Origin of the sequence: Tannerella serpentiformis, assembly GCF_003033925.1 — a bacterium.
In the GTDB taxonomy this organism is placed as follows: domain Bacteria; phylum Bacteroidota; class Bacteroidia; order Bacteroidales; family Tannerellaceae; genus Tannerella; species Tannerella serpentiformis.
In genome coordinates this window covers 2,852,069-2,867,664 of sequence record NZ_CP028365.1, presented here as the reverse complement: position 1 = coordinate 2,867,664, position 15,596 = coordinate 2,852,069, and the positions used below count along the sequence as shown (strand labels likewise).

14 protein-coding genes are annotated in these 15,596 nt (G+C 58.3%); 10 read left to right on the top strand and 4 right to left on the bottom strand.

The window, feature by feature from the left end; translation table 11 throughout:
- Nucleotides 1-17 precede the first annotated feature (17 nt).
- Nucleotides 18-503: a type I restriction enzyme HsdR N-terminal domain-containing protein gene (locus C7123_RS12150; protein ID WP_037983484.1), complete on the top strand. Its 486-nt coding sequence runs from the start codon at nt 18-20 to the stop codon at nt 501-503.
- Between the two features lie 2 nt (nt 504-505).
- Here the strand turns inward: C7123_RS12150 and C7123_RS12145 are convergent, their stop codons facing one another.
- Nucleotides 506-1,252, bottom strand: coding sequence for a DUF1266 domain-containing protein (locus tag C7123_RS12145; protein ID WP_069175229.1), 747 nt, complete (start codon nt 1,250-1,252; stop codon nt 506-508).
- 461 nt (nt 1,253-1,713) lie between these two features.
- Here C7123_RS12145 and purB point away from each other — a divergent pair, with 461 nt between their 5' ends.
- The 9 genes from purB (at nt 1,714) to C7123_RS12100 (ending at nt 11,405) form a co-directional block, all read left to right on the top strand.
- Nucleotides 1,714-3,057: an adenylosuccinate lyase gene (gene purB / locus C7123_RS12140; protein ID WP_069175228.1), complete on the top strand. Its 1,344-nt coding sequence runs from the start codon at nt 1,714-1,716 to the stop codon at nt 3,055-3,057.
- Nucleotides 3,058-3,160: 103 nt separating this feature from the next.
- The gene (locus C7123_RS13165; protein ID WP_173897011.1) at nt 3,161-4,525 is read left to right on the top strand and encodes a pseudouridine synthase; all 1,365 of its coding nucleotides are present in this window, start codon (nt 3,161-3,163) and stop codon (nt 4,523-4,525) included.
- 33 nt (nt 4,526-4,558) lie between these two features.
- Nucleotides 4,559-5,956: an asparagine--tRNA ligase gene (gene asnS / locus C7123_RS12130; protein ID WP_069175227.1), complete on the top strand. Its 1,398-nt coding sequence runs from the start codon at nt 4,559-4,561 to the stop codon at nt 5,954-5,956.
- Between the two features lie 586 nt (nt 5,957-6,542).
- Nucleotides 6,543-7,202: a LolA family protein gene (locus C7123_RS12125; RefSeq protein WP_083206858.1), complete on the top strand. Its 660-nt coding sequence runs from the start codon at nt 6,543-6,545 to the stop codon at nt 7,200-7,202.
- Entirely contained in the window at nt 7,156-7,827 is a 672-nt protein-coding gene (locus C7123_RS12120; protein ID WP_159049933.1) for a hypothetical protein, read from the top strand. Before C7123_RS12125 ends, C7123_RS12120 begins: the two co-directional genes overlap by 47 nt.
- Before the next feature lie 124 nt (nt 7,828-7,951).
- On the top strand, nt 7,952-8,329 hold the full coding sequence (locus C7123_RS12115) for a hotdog family protein (protein WP_069175224.1): 378 nt from the start codon (nt 7,952-7,954) through the stop codon (nt 8,327-8,329).
- Nucleotides 8,326-9,072, top strand: coding sequence for a glycosyltransferase family 2 protein (locus C7123_RS12110; protein WP_069175223.1), 747 nt, complete (start codon nt 8,326-8,328; stop codon nt 9,070-9,072). Before C7123_RS12115 ends, C7123_RS12110 begins: the two co-directional genes overlap by 4 nt.
- 200 nt (nt 9,073-9,272) lie before the next feature.
- Entirely contained in the window at nt 9,273-10,772 is a 1,500-nt protein-coding gene (gene rmuC / locus C7123_RS12105; protein WP_069175222.1) for a DNA recombination protein RmuC, read from the top strand.
- Nucleotides 10,773-10,784: 12 nt separating this feature from the next.
- Nucleotides 10,785-11,405 (top strand): trimeric intracellular cation channel family protein, encoded by a 621-nt coding sequence (locus C7123_RS12100; RefSeq protein WP_037983822.1) that lies wholly within the window; start codon nt 10,785-10,787, stop codon nt 11,403-11,405.
- A gap of 140 nt (nt 11,406-11,545) precedes the next feature.
- Here the strand turns inward: C7123_RS12100 and C7123_RS12095 are convergent, their stop codons facing one another.
- From C7123_RS12095 to C7123_RS12085, 3 genes are all read right to left on the bottom strand, one after another.
- Nucleotides 11,546-12,073: a DUF6155 family protein gene (locus C7123_RS12095; protein WP_069175221.1), complete on the bottom strand. Its 528-nt coding sequence runs from the start codon at nt 12,071-12,073 to the stop codon at nt 11,546-11,548.
- A 12-nt stretch (nt 12,074-12,085) separates the two neighbouring features.
- Nucleotides 12,086-13,063 carry a type I phosphomannose isomerase catalytic subunit gene (locus tag C7123_RS12090; RefSeq protein WP_069175220.1) on the bottom strand — a complete coding sequence of 326 codons (978 nt, stop codon included), beginning with the start codon at nt 13,061-13,063 and terminating at the stop codon, nt 12,086-12,088.
- Between the two features lie 111 nt (nt 13,064-13,174).
- Nucleotides 13,175-15,217: an alpha amylase C-terminal domain-containing protein gene (locus C7123_RS12085; RefSeq protein WP_069176360.1), complete on the bottom strand. Its 2,043-nt coding sequence runs from the start codon at nt 15,215-15,217 to the stop codon at nt 13,175-13,177.
- Between the last annotated feature and the right edge of the window lie 379 nt (nt 15,218-15,596).

Here is a 15,596-nt window from a genome sequence, read left to right as displayed (position 1 = left end):
ATTTTTATGATCACGCAATGAGCCTTTACCCCCCACTCCATCTCCCTCCCTGTTCGCTGCGCTTCGGCTCCGATCGAGGGCGCCAAACGGTTTTAGATCCCCTGCGCCGCAAATACGTAGCGCTTACGCCCGAAGAATGGGTGCGCCAGCATTTCGTGCATTACCTCCTGTCGGAGAAAGGTGTGCCCGCTGAACTGACGGCCAATGAGGTGCCCATCACGCTGAACTCCCTCTCGCGACGTTGCGACACGGTCGTTTACAACCGTCAGCTGCGTCCGCTGGCCATCGCGGAATACAAGGCCCCCTCGGTAGCCATCACGCAGCGTGTGTTTGAGCAAATCGCGCGCTATAATATGGTGCTCGCTGTGCCCTTCCTGCTCGTCAGCAACGGGCTTCGCCACTTCTGCTTCCGCCAAAATCAATCGATGGACGCATACCTCCCGATGGATCATATCCCCGCTTACGACGAGATGCTCCTTGCGCTGGATCAGCGGGCAACGTAGCCTCAACTAAAGGCTATATCCCGGTAAACCGTCAGATCCGGATCGTCCGTTTTCACCTCCGCCCCGTCTCGGATTGCGGCGAGCAGCTCCTTGGCCGCGGGCAGCACTTCTTCGGGCTTAAATCCCTGAATGCAGCGCCCCAGTAAGAAGGAGCAGGTGTATTCCGTCCAGTCTTTGCCCAAGCGGGACACCATCTCATTGCAACGGTCTAAGCAGCCATAGAATTGCGATTCCGTCAGGTATCCAATCCAGAAGCACCACTTGGCCACGTTCACCGCACGGCTAATGTCCCACGCGTACGTCGATCGAACCTGCTTCACCTCCTCCTCCGGAAGGTCTAATTCTCGCGACAGCCGCGTATAGATGCGATTGAGCTCTTTATTCGTCTCATGGGTGCGGATAAACTCGTCGAAATTGATGCTGTTCTGCAACTGGAGAAGTGCATTCAGGGCTGTTATAGCCGACTGCTCGTCGACGATGTTTCGACTTTTCTTCATCCCCTCTCGGTACGTCTCAATGCGCTCCTTGGGAATCATCGACAGCACCGATTCGCCCCTCGATCGGGCCAACACAGCGCCATAGACCATGGCCCGCTGATGATTTTCGCCCAGCGGCTTACCCGAATAGCGCGAATTGAACTCCTCCAGCTCCTTGCGACGTGCCCGCTTCATCCGGAAATTGGCATACAAGAAATAGCCGCACACAACCGCTGCAACCACAGCGATAGCCACATAAATTACTGTATTCATCTACCTTTTACTGATTTGATTCGCTGGCAAAAGTAAACGTAAAGTATAGCAGGGCACGCGTTTCCCCCGATAAGAGACAGGGAGCTATCGTATCAAAATGGTACGTCGTAGGGCTCCGATAGAGGTACGGAGATCAAAACCACGTGTGGGTGGGCTTTCCGTAGGGGTACGGAGATCAAAACCACGCGTGGGTGGGCTTTCCGTAGGGGTACGGAGATCAAAACCACGCGTGGGTGAGCTTTCCGTAGGGGTACGGAGATTAAAACCACGCGTGGGTGGGCTTTCCGTAGGGGTACGGAGATTAAAACCACGTGTGGGTGGGCTCTCTGTAGGAATAAAGCGCCCCCAAAACTCGCACGTAGTCCTACTCCTCGGCGTCCTTATGCAGTCTGATTAGACCTATCCAGCGGAGGAGGGTATTAAAAAAGGCATACTTTTGCCACCCCTAATAAAACCAGTAGATGATTCTTTCAGCATTAACGGCTATCTCTCCGGTCGACGGACGTTACCGGGGCAAAACAGAGGCGCTGGCCTCGTATTTCTCTGAATTTGCATTGATCCGATATCGTGTACGCGTGGAGGCGGAATACTTCTGTGCGCTGACCGAGGTGTTGCCGCAACTCAAGGCGGCCAATCGCCCGGAGATACACGAGGCGTTGCGGCGCGTTTATCTCGACTTTTCGATGGCGGACGCAGAGCGCATTAAGGAGATCGAGCGGACAACGAACCACGACGTAAAGGCGGTGGAGTATTTCATCAAAGAGCGCATGGATGCGGCGGGCCTTGGAGCGTACCGCGAGTTTGTGCACTTCGGACTGACGTCGCAGGACATTAATAACACCGCCCTCCCGCTCTCGGTTAAAGAGGTCTTAGAGGAGGTCTATTATCCAGCTCTCGACTCCGTGATGTCCGTATTATATAGGTATGCGGAGGCGTGGGAAGAGATCGCCATGCCGGCCAAAACGCACGGGCAACCGGCCTCTCCGACACGGTTAGGCAAGGAGATTCGGGTGTTTGCCTACCGACTGGAACAGCAGCTGACCCTGCTGCGGGCTGTGCCCATTTCAGCGAAGTTTGGCGGAGCAACGGGCAACTTCAACGCGCACCATGCGGCCTATCCGCAGACGGACTGGCGAGCCTTTGCCGACCGCTTCGTCAGCGAACGGTTGGGGCTGGTGCGTGAAGCGTGGACAACGCAGATTTCGAACTATGACAACTTGGCTGCACTCTTCGACGGGCTGCGGCGGGTGAATACGATCCTGATCGACCTCTGTCGTGACATGTGGCAGTATATCTCGATGGATTACTTCAAGCAGAAGATCAAAGCAGGCGAAGTGGGATCGTCGGCCATGCCACACAAGGTGAACCCGATCGACTTCGAGAATGCGGAGGGTAACCTCGGGGTGGCCGATGCCATCTTGACACACCTGAGCACGAAGCTGCCTATTTCTCGCCTGCAACGCGACTTGACGGACTCGACCGTGACGCGCAACATCGGTGTGCCGCTGGCACATATTGCCGTGGCACTGGCCAGCCTAAGCAAGGGGCTGGAGAAGCTGGTGCTGAACCGCCCTGCCATCGATCACGAGCTGGATGCCCACCGTGAAGTGGTGGCCGAAGCCATACAAACCATCCTCAGGCGGGAGGGTTATCCCCAGCCTTACGAGGCACTAAAGGCGCTAACGCGCAAGAATGAAGCGGTAACGGAGGAATCGATCGACCGCTTCATTGACTCACTGGAATTAAGCGACGCGGTGAAGGCCGAATTGAAGGCTGTGAACCCACATAATTATACCGGCGTATGAGGAGGCATCGTTCCCCGCTGAATGGCCTCTAAAAACCCGGAACTAATAGTCGCGACGACTATAATCCCCAATTAATCAACCCCCATTTATTTTCTTTTTAAGCATGGAAATAGAAGAGAACGACGGACGCGAGCCTCGTCCGACCAGTGAAAACCAAGAGATCAGCAAGGAGCCGGCTCCGCAGAACAAACCGGAGCGGCAACGCCCTGCCTATCGTGCCACACGCGAAGGCGGCGGCTACAAATTAGACAGCAAGGGCAGGCCGACGCCGCCCCCTCCCCCCTCGACCACGAAGCGCCGTCCGCGCATCAAGGACAGTCGGCCGGCAGGGTATAATCGCATCGCCTACGGGTCGTATGGCCCGGCCTACGAAAAAGACGAGTATCTGCACACATCCTACTCTGCGCCGGACAACCGTCCCTACGCCTACGAGCAGCCGACGGAAGGCGTGGAGCGCAAGCCCTATGTGCCGCAAAGTGCCGACTCGGATCGTCGCAGGCATTACGCGTCCTATCCGCAGGGGGGTGAACGCCCGGAGCGCCGTCGACCTTTTACCCCACGCGAAGGCTATGGCGAGCGACCGCACCGCCCCCATGACCCGCGTCAGGCGTATGGCGAGGGTGAATCGAGACCCGCGGGACCGTTCCCACCGAAGAAGAAGGTGATGATGAAAAAGAAGAAGCCGAAAAAGCCCGTCACACCCTTCATCCCGGAACAAGTCAAGTATGAGGAGCAGCTGAGCGACCCGAACGAGCCGATCCGTCTGAACCGCTTCTTGGCCAACTCGGGCGTCTGCTCACGTCGTGAAGCCGACACGTTCATCCAGGCGGGTGTCGTGAAGGTGAACGGCGAAGTAGTCACCACGCTCGGCACGAAGATCACACGGCAAGACGAAGTGCTCTTCCGCGACCAGCCCGTGCACATCGAAAGCAAGATCTACATCCTACTGAACAAGCCGAAGAACTGCATGACCACCGTCGACGATCCGCAGAACCGACGCACAGTAATGGACCTCGTCAAGAACGCCTGTCCGGAACGCATCTACCCCATCGGCCGCCTCGACCGCAACACGACGGGCGTGCTGCTGCTCACGAACGACGGCAATCTGGCCTCGAAGCTCACCCACCCGTCGTTCAAGAAGAAGAAGATCTACCACGTGTGGCTCGACAAAGAGGTCGCTGTGGAAGACATGGAGAAGCTGGCCAGCGGTCTGGTGCTGGACGACGGCGAAATCCACGCCGACGCCATCAGCTACGCCAGCGAGGAAGACCACAAGCAGGTGGGCATCGAGATCCACTCGGGCCGCAACCGCATCGTCCGTCGCATGTTCGAGGCGCTCGGATACCACGTCACGAAGCTCGACCGCGTCTATTTCGCCGGCCTGACGAAGAAGAACCTCGGCCGCGGAAAGTGGCGCTACCTGAACGAACAGGAGGTAAACATGCTGCGCATGGGCGCCTTCGAGTGAACGCGTAAAACCATCATCACAACGTAACACACGATGAAACGAACGAAAATCAAAGAAATACTTGCCAGTGAGGCGTACGACACCGACGTCGTCGTCTGCGGCTGGGTGCGTACACGCCGCGGCAGCAAACAGGTGGCCTTCATCGCCCTCAACGACGGCTCCACGATCCACAACCTGCAAGTGGTGGCCGACATCGACGGGATTGGCGAAGAGGCGCTCCGCAACGTGACCACCGGCGCCTGTCTGCGTGTCAACGGACGACTCGTCCGCTCGCAGGGCAAGGGACAGACGGTAGAGGTGCAGGCCGCAAACATTGAGGTGCTCGGTCCGGCCGATCCCACCACCTATCCGCTGCAGAAGAAGGGGCACTCGATGGAGTTCCTCCGCGAGATTGCCCACCTGAGACCGCGCACGAACACCTTCGGCGCCGTCCTCCGCATCCGCCACCACATGGCGATGGCCATCCACACCTTCTTTCACCAGAAGGGATTCTTCTACCTCCACACGCCGATCATCACCGCCTCCGACGCCGAGGGTGCCGGGCAGATGTTTCAAGTCACCACGCTCGACGTGTCCAACCCGCCGAGACGACAAGATGGCAGTGTGGACTACGACGCCGACTTCTTCGGACGCCGCAGCAGTCTGACTGTCTCCGGACAGCTGGAGGGCGAGCTGGGCGCGATGGGCATCGGCGAGATCTACACCTTCGGGCCCACCTTCCGCGCCGAAAACTCCAACACGCCGCGCCACTTGGCCGAGTTCTGGATGATCGAACCAGAGATGGCCTTCTACGAGATCGAGGATAACATGGATCTGGCCGAGGAGTTCATCAAATACTGCGTCCGGTGGGCGCTCGACCACTGCGCCGACGACCTCCACTTCCTCAACGACATGTTCGACAAGGAGCTGATCACCCGCCTCGAGGGCATCCTTCAGGCACCGTTCGTGCGACTGGCTTACGGCGAGGGCATCCGCATCTTGGAAGAGGCCGTGGCTGGTGGCACCCGGTTCGAATTCCCCGTCTATTGGGGCGCCGATCTGGCTGCGGAGCATGAGCGCTTCTTAGTGGAGCAGCACTTCAAGCGGCCTGTCATTCTGACCGATTACCCGAAGGAGATCAAGGCCTTCTACATGAAGCAGAACGACGACGGACGCACGGTGCGCGCCATGGACGTGCTCTTCCCGAAGATCGGCGAGATCATCGGCGGATCAGAGCGTGAGGCCGACTTCGACCGACTGCAAACCCGCATCGAGGAGCTGCATATCCCCATGAAGGACATGTGGTGGTACCTCGACACGCGTCGCTTCGGCGCCTGCCCTCACTCCGGCTTCGGCCTCGGCTTCGAGCGCCTGTTGCTCTTCGTGACGGGCATGGCCAACATCCGCGACGTGATCCCCTTCCCCCGCACGCCGAAGAACGCCGAGTTCTAACGCGGCCGCGGTAGCTGTTTAGAGAAAGAAGCCCCCGGACCTTCGCACGTTGAAGGCTCGGGGGCTTTGCTGTGGTTAATCCTCTCTCTGCGAGGGGGGGGCGGCTGCCCCGAAGGCGTCAGGGACGTCTACCAAGCTAGCCGGGTTCCTCAAAAGCCCGTACTCGGCAAACTTGACTGGCGTCCCTGACGGCCCGAGGGGTCGGAAAGGCTCAAACAGGTTGTTTGAAGGTTTTCGAGGCCTCGGAAAGGCCTAAACAAGTTGCTTGAAGGTTTCCGACGCCTCGGAAAGCGCCAAAACAAGTTGCTTGAAGGTTTTCGAGGCCTCGGAAAGGCCGAAACAAGTTGTTTGAAGGTTTCCGACGCGTCGGAAAGGCCAAAACAAGTTGCTTGAAGGTTTCCGAGGGCTCGGAAGGCTCAAACAAGTTGCTTGAAGGTTTTAGAGGGTATCAGGGACACCTGCCAAGATTGCCGGGTACATCAAACGTGCGTACCAGGCCTACTTCGCCGGCAGCCGAAGCTGCCCCCGCCGACTTAATTTGACCAGGCACTTATCTTCGCGCCCCGATATTTTAGGTATAAACAAGATGAAAAGGATGAAGAAAGCAGTGATAACTGCCATGTTGGCGGTGTGCGTGCTGGCGACGGCGTCGGCACAGACGGGCGGATACCGTGCGGCAAGCGAGGCACAACGCAAGGAGATTGTGGCTAAGATCACGCAGACGGCCGCCAGCGTGCGCACGATGAAGTGCGACTTTACGCAGGTCAAGCAGCTGTCGTTTATGAATGACAAAGTGACATCCGAGGGACGGATGTATTATAAGAAGGCAAACAAAATCCGCTGGGAATACACGCGGCCGTACGCCTACGTTTTCTCGACCGACGGCACGACGGTGCACATGACCTCGGGCAAGGGCGGCGCATCGAACCGTGTGCCGGTGAAGTCGAGCAAGCTCTTCAGCGAGATCAGTCGCGTGATGGTCGGCGGTGTGAGCGGGGCAGGTCTGGTGGATTCGCCCGACTTCTCGTCCACCTTCTCCGTCGGGCAGAGCGATTGGCAGATCACGCTCACGCCCCGCAAGAAGGAGGTGCGCGACCTCTTCGCCTCCGTGCGGCTCTACGTGGGCAAGTCCGACGGGCGCGTGCGGCGCGTGGAGCTCGAGGAGAAGAGCGGCGACCGGACGACGATCACGCTCAAGAATGTGCAGGCTAATGTGGCGGTGGACGATGCGCTATTTAATCGTTAAGGGGCTTCGCATAGCACCGCATCTGCTGCGTTGCCTGCGACACTCAGGCTCGGACGCCTTGCATCTGCACTGCTATGCAAAGCCTCTCGCCTTTATGCTGTGCCTCCTGCTGACGGGCTGCGCTGCGACGCGCAATGTCCGGCAGCAGGAGGCGTCGACGGCGCGCGTATGGACGCCGGCCATGCGATCGACAGAGGCGAAGAACACGTATCGCGTGCACCTCCGGGCGGCGGGCCGTGACCTGACAGGCATCTGCGTCGCGAAACGCGTGGGCGACGAGTGGCGCGGCTCGCTCGTGAACGAGTTCGGCAGCAAGGCGTTCGACTTCGTCACCACGGCGCGGCGGGGCGCGTTGCTCAACGTCTTTCCGATGATGGACCGGTGGTACATCCGGCGGACCGTCGCGGCCGACCTGCACTTCCTGTTCGAGGTCGACAATGCTGAGGCCACGTTCGCCCGTCGGGTCGAGCGCAGCAAGCGGGGCGACACGATCGTAGCCGTTTCAGGTCGGTGGCGCATGACCGCGACGCCGCACGACAGCACCGTGACGCTCGTCAATACCCGCCGCAACATCGTCTACGAACTGCGCCGAATGGCCGAGACGAACGACGGCAGCGATGAATAATGGGGCGGCTACCCTCTGACTACCCTGTAACTACCCCTTGACTTCCCTCGGACTACCCGGGGCGCAGCCCCGTAACTACCGCGGCCGCAGGCCGCATAACTACCCTTTGACTACCCCCTATCGTATGTTGATTGATTCCCTATTCACAATCCGCAGCCGTGAGGAAACGCCTGCGGGATGCACCTATGTGTTGGCGCCCGACGCCGGCCACGCGATCTATGGCGCACACTTCCCCGGAGGCCCCGTGACGCCCGGCGTGTGCATCATTCAAACGGTGAAGGAGCTTGCGGAGCGGTCCATCGGTCGGCCGCTCTTCCTGCGCACCGTTCGCAACGCCAAGTTCCTCCACGTCATCGACCCGCGTCAGGCCACCGAGGTGACCTTCCCGCTCGCCATCTCCCAACCGGACGAGGGCGGGGTCGCCGTCTCGTGCGTCGTGACCGACGCCGTCGGCACACTCTTCGCCAAGATCAGCCTGCTGCTCGAGGAGGTGGAGGGATGACGCAGCCCCTCTGTGTGGTGATCCCTACCTATAATAACGTACGCACCGTCGGCGGTGTGATCGACGAGGTACTGGCAACGGGTGCTCGCGTGATCGTCGTCAACGACGGTTCGACGGACGGCACAGCGGACGTCTTGCGCAAGTATGAAGGTCGTGTGGAGGTGGTGGCCTACGCAAAGAATCGCGGCAAGGGGTACGCCCTGTCGCGCGGCTTCGATCGGGCGGAGGCGATGGGTTTCGATCGCGTCGTAACGATGGATGCCGATGGGCAACACAGTGTCGCCGACCTGCCACGCTTCATTGAAGCCACGGCCATGCACCCGAACGCACTGCTGATGGGTCGGCGCACGGTGGAGGGCGAGATGCCGCAGGGCAACACGTTCGCCAACCGGCTGTCGAACTTCTGGTTCGCCGTGCAGACAGGCCATCGCCTGCGTGACACGCAGAACGGGTTCCGCCTCTATCCGCTATCGGCTATGCGTGGTATGCGTCCGCTGACGTCGCGCTACGAGGCCGAGTTAGAGTTGGCCGTGCGTTGTGCGTGGCGCGGGCTGCCCATCGTGGCCGTCCCCGTGACCGTCAACTATGCCCCCCCGGGCGGTCGCGTGACGCACTTCCGACCGGGCCGCGACTTCCTCCGCATTAGTCTGCTCAACACGGCACTCACCCTGCTGGCGCTTGTGTATGGTTATCCGTCGATGCTCGTTCGGCGAATCGTGAGGCATCATCCTAATGATCAATGATTATCTCCAATCGGCCATTAGAGATGATCGTCTCCTCCGACCGGCAGGGTAGGGGCGTATTGCATACGCCCTACTTAACGCCCCAATAGGGGCGAAAATCCAGTGTCCAGGTACATGTGGGGCGTATGCAATACGCCCCTACCCTATCGGCTGATTCATCTCATTTTTCCCTTTTCCCTTTTTCGTTTTTCATTTCCCCTATGACTTTCCTCTATTTATTGATTGGCCTGGCGGTGGGCTTCACCGCGGCCTGGTTCTATTTGCAAGCGCGCAGTCGTAATGAGGTCTTGCAGGCTGAGCAGACGGTGCGCCAAGAGCTGTCGCAGCTGGAACAGTCTGCGCGGCAGGAGCTGCAGCGTCAGCTACAGACGGCTGAGCAAGCGCGGCTACTGGCCGAACAAGCGGCAGCGCGCGAGTCCCTGCTCCGGCAACGTGCCGAGTCTGACGCAGCCGAGCTGAAGCAGGAACGTGATCGGCTGGCACACGAGCATGCGACGTTGCAGGCCGAACGTGCCGCCCTCGTCGCGTCGATGGACGCCCTCAGACAGCAATCGAAAGCCGACGCTGCACACCATCAGCAACGCTTCGACGAACAGATGGCGACGCTCAAGGAGCAGTTTCAGAACGTCGCACGACAAGTGCTCGACCGCACTTCCGAGCGCCTCAAGAGCGAGAATACGGAGCACATGGAGCGCTTCACCCTGCCCCTCCGCGAAAACCTGACGCAACTGCGCACGGCTATCGAGCAAACGAACGACGCCACGACACGCAACACGGCCTCGCTGGCCGAACAGCTCCGCCAGATGGTCGCCCAGACGGAGCGCATGGATCGCACGGCCACCAACCTGACGAACGCCCTACGCGGCGACAACAAACAGATCGGCGATTGGGGTGAGTTGGTGCTCAGCGAGCTGCTTGACGCCCAAGGTTTCGTGCGCGGACTGAACTACGATGTGCAGGACACGCTGACCGACGATCGCGGGCAGGCCGTGGTGCACGATGAGACCGGCCAACGCATGCGCCCGGACGTCATCCTGCATTACCCCGACAACGAGGACGTGGTGATCGACGCCAAGGTCTCCATCAAGGCCTACTCCGACTATGTCGCCGCCACGGACGACTTCACCCGCCGTCGTCATTTGGAGCGACACATGCAGAGCGTCCGCTCGCACGTCACGGAACTGGCTCGGAAGGACTACAGTCGCTACATCACGGCCCCACGCCGCGCTGTGGAGTTCGTCATCATGTTCGTCCCCAACGATGCGGCCCTGCAACTGGCCCTCGCGAACGATCCCAAGCTGTGGCAGTCGGCCTTCGAGCAGAAGGTGTTCATCACCGGCACACAAAACCTCTACGCCATCCTCCGCATGATCAGTATTGCCTGGCGCCAACATACGCAGACTGAAAACCAAAAGCACATCTTCCAAATGGCCGAAGAGCTGCTCAAACGCGTAGGTGATTTCGTCAAGCGTTTCGATCGGGTGGGCGAAAGCATCCGCGCACTCACCAAGGATTACGATAGCGCTTACAACAAGGCCTACAGCGGCAAGCAGAGCATCGTGCAGAAAGCCAACGAGCTGAAGGCCCTCGGCGTGAAAGAGTCGCAGACGTACCCACTGCCCGCCGCCGTGTTCGCTTTCGACGATGACGCGGACGCTACGAACGCCACCCCCAACGAGTTACCGCATCCCCAACCCTAACCCAAGCAACGCATGGATTCTCTTCCTCTTACCCTCCGCGAAGCGATCGAATACATCGGCACGATTGTCTTTGCCATCAGCGGTATCCGCCTCGCTGCCGCCAAAGGTTTCGATTGGTTCGGGGCCTTCGTCGTCGGATTCGTCACGGCCATCGGTGGCGGAACGGTGCGCGATCTGCTCCTCGACGTGACACCCTTCTGGATGCTCAGTCCGGCCTATCTCTGGTGCACACTCCTCGGTATGATTGTCGTTTTCATCTTCAATCGCCAGCTTGTTCGGCTTGACCTGCCCTTTTTCATCTTCGACGCCATCGGATTGGCGCTTTTCGTGGTGATTGGCATCGAAAAAACGCTCGATCTCAAGTATCCCTTTTGGGTAGCGATCACGATGGGCACCATTACGGGCATTGTGGGCGGTGTGATGCGTGATAATTTCATCAATGAAACGCCGCTCGTCTTCCGTAAGGAGATCTACGCCTTGGCCTGCGTGATGGGCGGAACGGTTTTCGCCGCCTGCTACTACCTCCATTTCAATCACGAGGTGTGCGAGCTTTCCGCCGCTGCCACGGTGCTCATCATCCGCATTTTAGCGATCAAATTCCACTGGCATTTGCCCAAAATGAAGTTGCGGTAAAGCGCTCTCTCGATGGGAATCGGATACGCTGAATACGTACGAAGCCCAAAAGCGCTCGGGATACCGTAAGCAGAAAAAAGGAGAAGGAAATGGCGGCCCATTCCCCTCTCCTTTTTCTATCTCGGATAGGCGCCCACGGCCTATTTCGTCACGTATTTGTTATAACTATCGAGCAACTCGTCGGGGAATCCCCAACCGACATCGTCATAGACCGAATCGACGATCTTTTTTGCGCGATTCCGATAGACACTCATCAGATTATTGGCGCGGATATACTTCATTGTCTTGTCGAAATAGCGTGCAAAGGAGGCGTAGAAGGGCTCGTCTATGTCGCCATAGGCTAACGTGAATCGGCATCCTATCTCCACGTAAAACAGCATCAAATCCGCTACGTCGACCGAATCTGCCTTTATTTTCTCAGAGTCGGAAAAGATCTTCTTACACTTTACGACCGAATAGTCACCAAGCATCTGGCCCTCTCCGCGAGGAAAAAACTCCTTGTGAAGCCATTTCTTAGGCTTCTCGATCTCGCCTTGGCTATCGGCATGAAGAAAATACTCCAAATATTCCTTCGCTTCCTTTCGGGCATCGTATAACCCGAGGATGACTTCGATCAGCTCCTCTTTGGGCATCGATTTGAAGCACTTTTTCAGTTGAGCTTTCGACACGCTGTCCTCTTTTTACGCGATAAACGTCTCCAACAGCTTGGCGCCATCGCTGTCGGGGGTGAGTGTGACCTGCCGAGTCGTGGCGGGAAGGAGAACCGTCTGGCCGCGGCGGATCGTCCGCACATGACCAAGGTCGTCCGTGAGGCGAACGCCACCCGCCATGCAGAGGTAGATGACGAACGAGTCGAGGCGAGCGAAGTCGCGCGTCATGGGTAGCGTCGTGAGGTCGAGTAGGTGGGTCGTGAAGTAGGGGCAGTGGATGAGCTTGACGACGGCGTCGTAGCGGGGCGTGTAGGGCTGGCGATGATCGGCGTAAAAGGTGTAATCGATCGCTTCGAGTGCCTCAGCCACATGCAGTTCGCGCTTCCGACCGTCGGTGCCCACCCGATCATAGTCGTAGATGCGATACGTCACGTCGCTCGTTTGCTGAATCTCGGCCACGAAGCACCCCGCGCCGATGGCGTGCACGCGACCCGGGGGCAGGAAGAAGACGTCGCCCGGACGGACCTCGTAACGCTTGAGCACTTCCATGATCGTCCGCTCTTCCACACGACGGCGGAACTCGTCGGCGTCGATCGGGCGCGAAAAACCACTGTAAAGCGCGGCGCCGGGGGCAGCTTGGACGACGTACCACATCTCCGTCTTGCCGAGGGCACCATGACGCGCATGTGCCAGATTGTCATCCGGGTGCACTTGTACGGAGAGGTCGTCTCGGGCATCAATAAACTTGACCAGAAGTGGGAAGCGCGATCCAAAACGTTCCAAAATGCGGCCTCCGACGAGATCGGCGCCGTGTCGACGAACCAATTCGCCGAGCGTGACGCCCTCCTCCGGCCCATCGGCTACGACCGACGGCCGACCGTCTACGTCAGACACTTCCCAGCTCTCGCCAATCTTGCGCGGATCGGGGGGCAGGGACTTAAAAGGACAGATGGCCGCGCCGCCCCAAAGGACTTCTTTCAGTATCGGCCGAAAAACATAGGGATTCATTTCGTTGTTACGCCGACTCACATGCTAAAAATGAGTGGCGATGAGCTTACAGAAGTACTTGATATGTTGAACTTTAATCAGATTTCTATTGCTTGCCCTCTCGGGCATCCTTTACCGCTTCGGTTTTCGCTTCTTGGGCGTCACGCGACGCAAAACCATGGCCGTGCGGGCGGGCAGGTAGAGCTTGAGCCAGCCTTTCCCGTCGGGGGCGTAAAGCGGATCGGATTGGGTGAAGTGTTCTACGCTGTCGTCCGTGAGCCCATTGCCTCCGTAGAGCGGATCGTCGGTGTTGAGCACCACCCGATAGCTGCCTTCGGGCGTAAGCAGACCGTAGTCGGTGAAGGAATGCGTTGGGCTGAAGTTAAACGCGAACACAAAATCGCCGCGCATGTAAGCCAGCACCTGATCCCCGTCGTTGTCCCACACCTTTTGCAGCGGGAGCGCCTGAAACGCGGGCACGCTGTGGATCAGTGCCAACATGGCATGGTCAAAATCGCCGAGAAAATGATACTTCAAGTCCGGATTATCCACAAGCCCCCACTGTCTGCGGGCGTATTTGTATGACCAACCGTTGCCCTCGCGCGGAAAGTCTATCCACTCCGGATGGCCAAACTCGTTGCCCATAAAGTTCAGATAACCACCGTTCATGGTGGTCGCCGTCACGAGGCGGATCATCTTATGAAGGGCCAGGCCACGCTCTACGGTGAGGTTTCTGTCGTTCGTCTGCATGTGCCAATACATATCCGCGTCGATGAGCCAGAAGATAATCGTCTTGTCACCCACAAGCGCCTGGTCGTGGCTCTCCGCATAGCTGATCGTCTTCTCATCCGCGCGCCGATTCGTGGTCTCCCACCAAATGGCCGACGGATGCCAGTCCTCGTCCTTCTTCTCCTTGAGTGTTTTGATCCAAAAATCGGGGATATTCATGGCCATTCGGTAGTCGAAATCGTAGCCCCCGTCCTCGAATCGGGCAGCCAAGCCTGGCATACCGCTCACCTCCTCGGCGATCGTCACCGCGTGCGGGTTGACCTCGTGAATCAGCCTGTTGGCGAGGGTCAGGTAGACGATTGCATCGCCATCCTGATGGCCGTTGTAATAGTCGCCGTAGTTGCTAAAGGCTTCCCCGAGGCCGTGGCTATAGTAAAGCATGGAGGTAACGCCATCGAAGCGGAATCCATCGAAACGATACTCATCGAGCCAGAATTTGCAGTTAGAAAGCAGAAAATGAAGCACCTCGTTACGCCCGTAATCGAAGCAAAGCGAATCCCAGGCGCGGTGCTCACGCCGTTCTCCGGTGTGAAAATATTGGTGGTACGATCCGTCAAAGCGTCCCAAGCCTTCCGCCTCATTCTTGACCGCGTGGCTATGCACAATGTCCATAATCACGGCTAAGCCGAGCGCATGCGCATCGTCGATCAGCCGTTTCAGCTCTTCCGGGGTGCCAAAGCGAGACGAGGCCGCGAAGAAACTGCTCACATGATAGCCAAAGGAGCCGTAATACGGGTGCTCTTGGATGGCCATGATCTGGATGGCGTTATACCCGTCGCGGGCCACGCGCGGCAGCACGTTGAGACGAAATTCCTCGTAGGTTCCGGTCTTCTCTTCCTCCGTGGCCATGCCAATATGGCACTCGTAGATGAGCAGCGGCGAAGTGTCAGGCTGAAAATCGTTGACGCGGAACTTGTATTTCTCCGCCGGATCCCAAACCTGGGCCGAAAAGATCTTCGTCGTCTCGTCTTGCACCACACGCCGACACCAAGCCGGAATGCGTTCGCCAGCGCCTCCCTCCCACTCCATGCGGAGCTTATACAGGTCGCCGTGGTGAAGCGCGTCCGCAGGCAGCACGATTTCCCAGTTGCCCGCCGCGCCTTCCAAGCGCCGCAGACGGTAATCCTCGCGTTTTTCCCAACCGTTAAAGTCGCCCACGAGGTATATCGCGGTGGCATTCGGAGCCCATTCCCGGAACACCCACCCTCCGTCGGCCATCCGCTGAAGGCCGAAATAGAGGTATCCCGATGCAAAGTCAGAGAGGCTAAGCCGTCCATTCTGCGTCAAGTCTTGTTCCTTCTTAATCACATCATTATGTCGCCCTTCGATGGCTTCGGCGTAGGGTTCCAGCCAAGGGTCTTTCTGAATCAGCATCAGTTTGTTCATCATCTTATGCTACATAGTTAGGGATTATGAATGCGTGAGCGGAAGCGATGATTGGTCCCATCCTGCGACGCGCCCGCAAAGGTAACAGTCGCCGTATAATTATGGAAGCGCGCCTACCCCACTTTTCGCACAACCCACGCCCCGCCCCCTTTTCCGCCCCCCCTCAAAATACGAACCCTATTCCCGGCCGGTTTTTTGTTCACTCGACCACCTGTGTGGTCGTTTGTGGGGCGTATGCCTTTGCACCCTACCTGAATGGTAAAAACCTCGCCCCTTTTTTCGTTCGCTCGACCATTGCCGTGGTCGTCTGTGGGGCGTATGCCTTTGCGTCCTACCTGAACGGTAAAAACCTCGCTCCTTTTTTCGTTCACTCGACCAC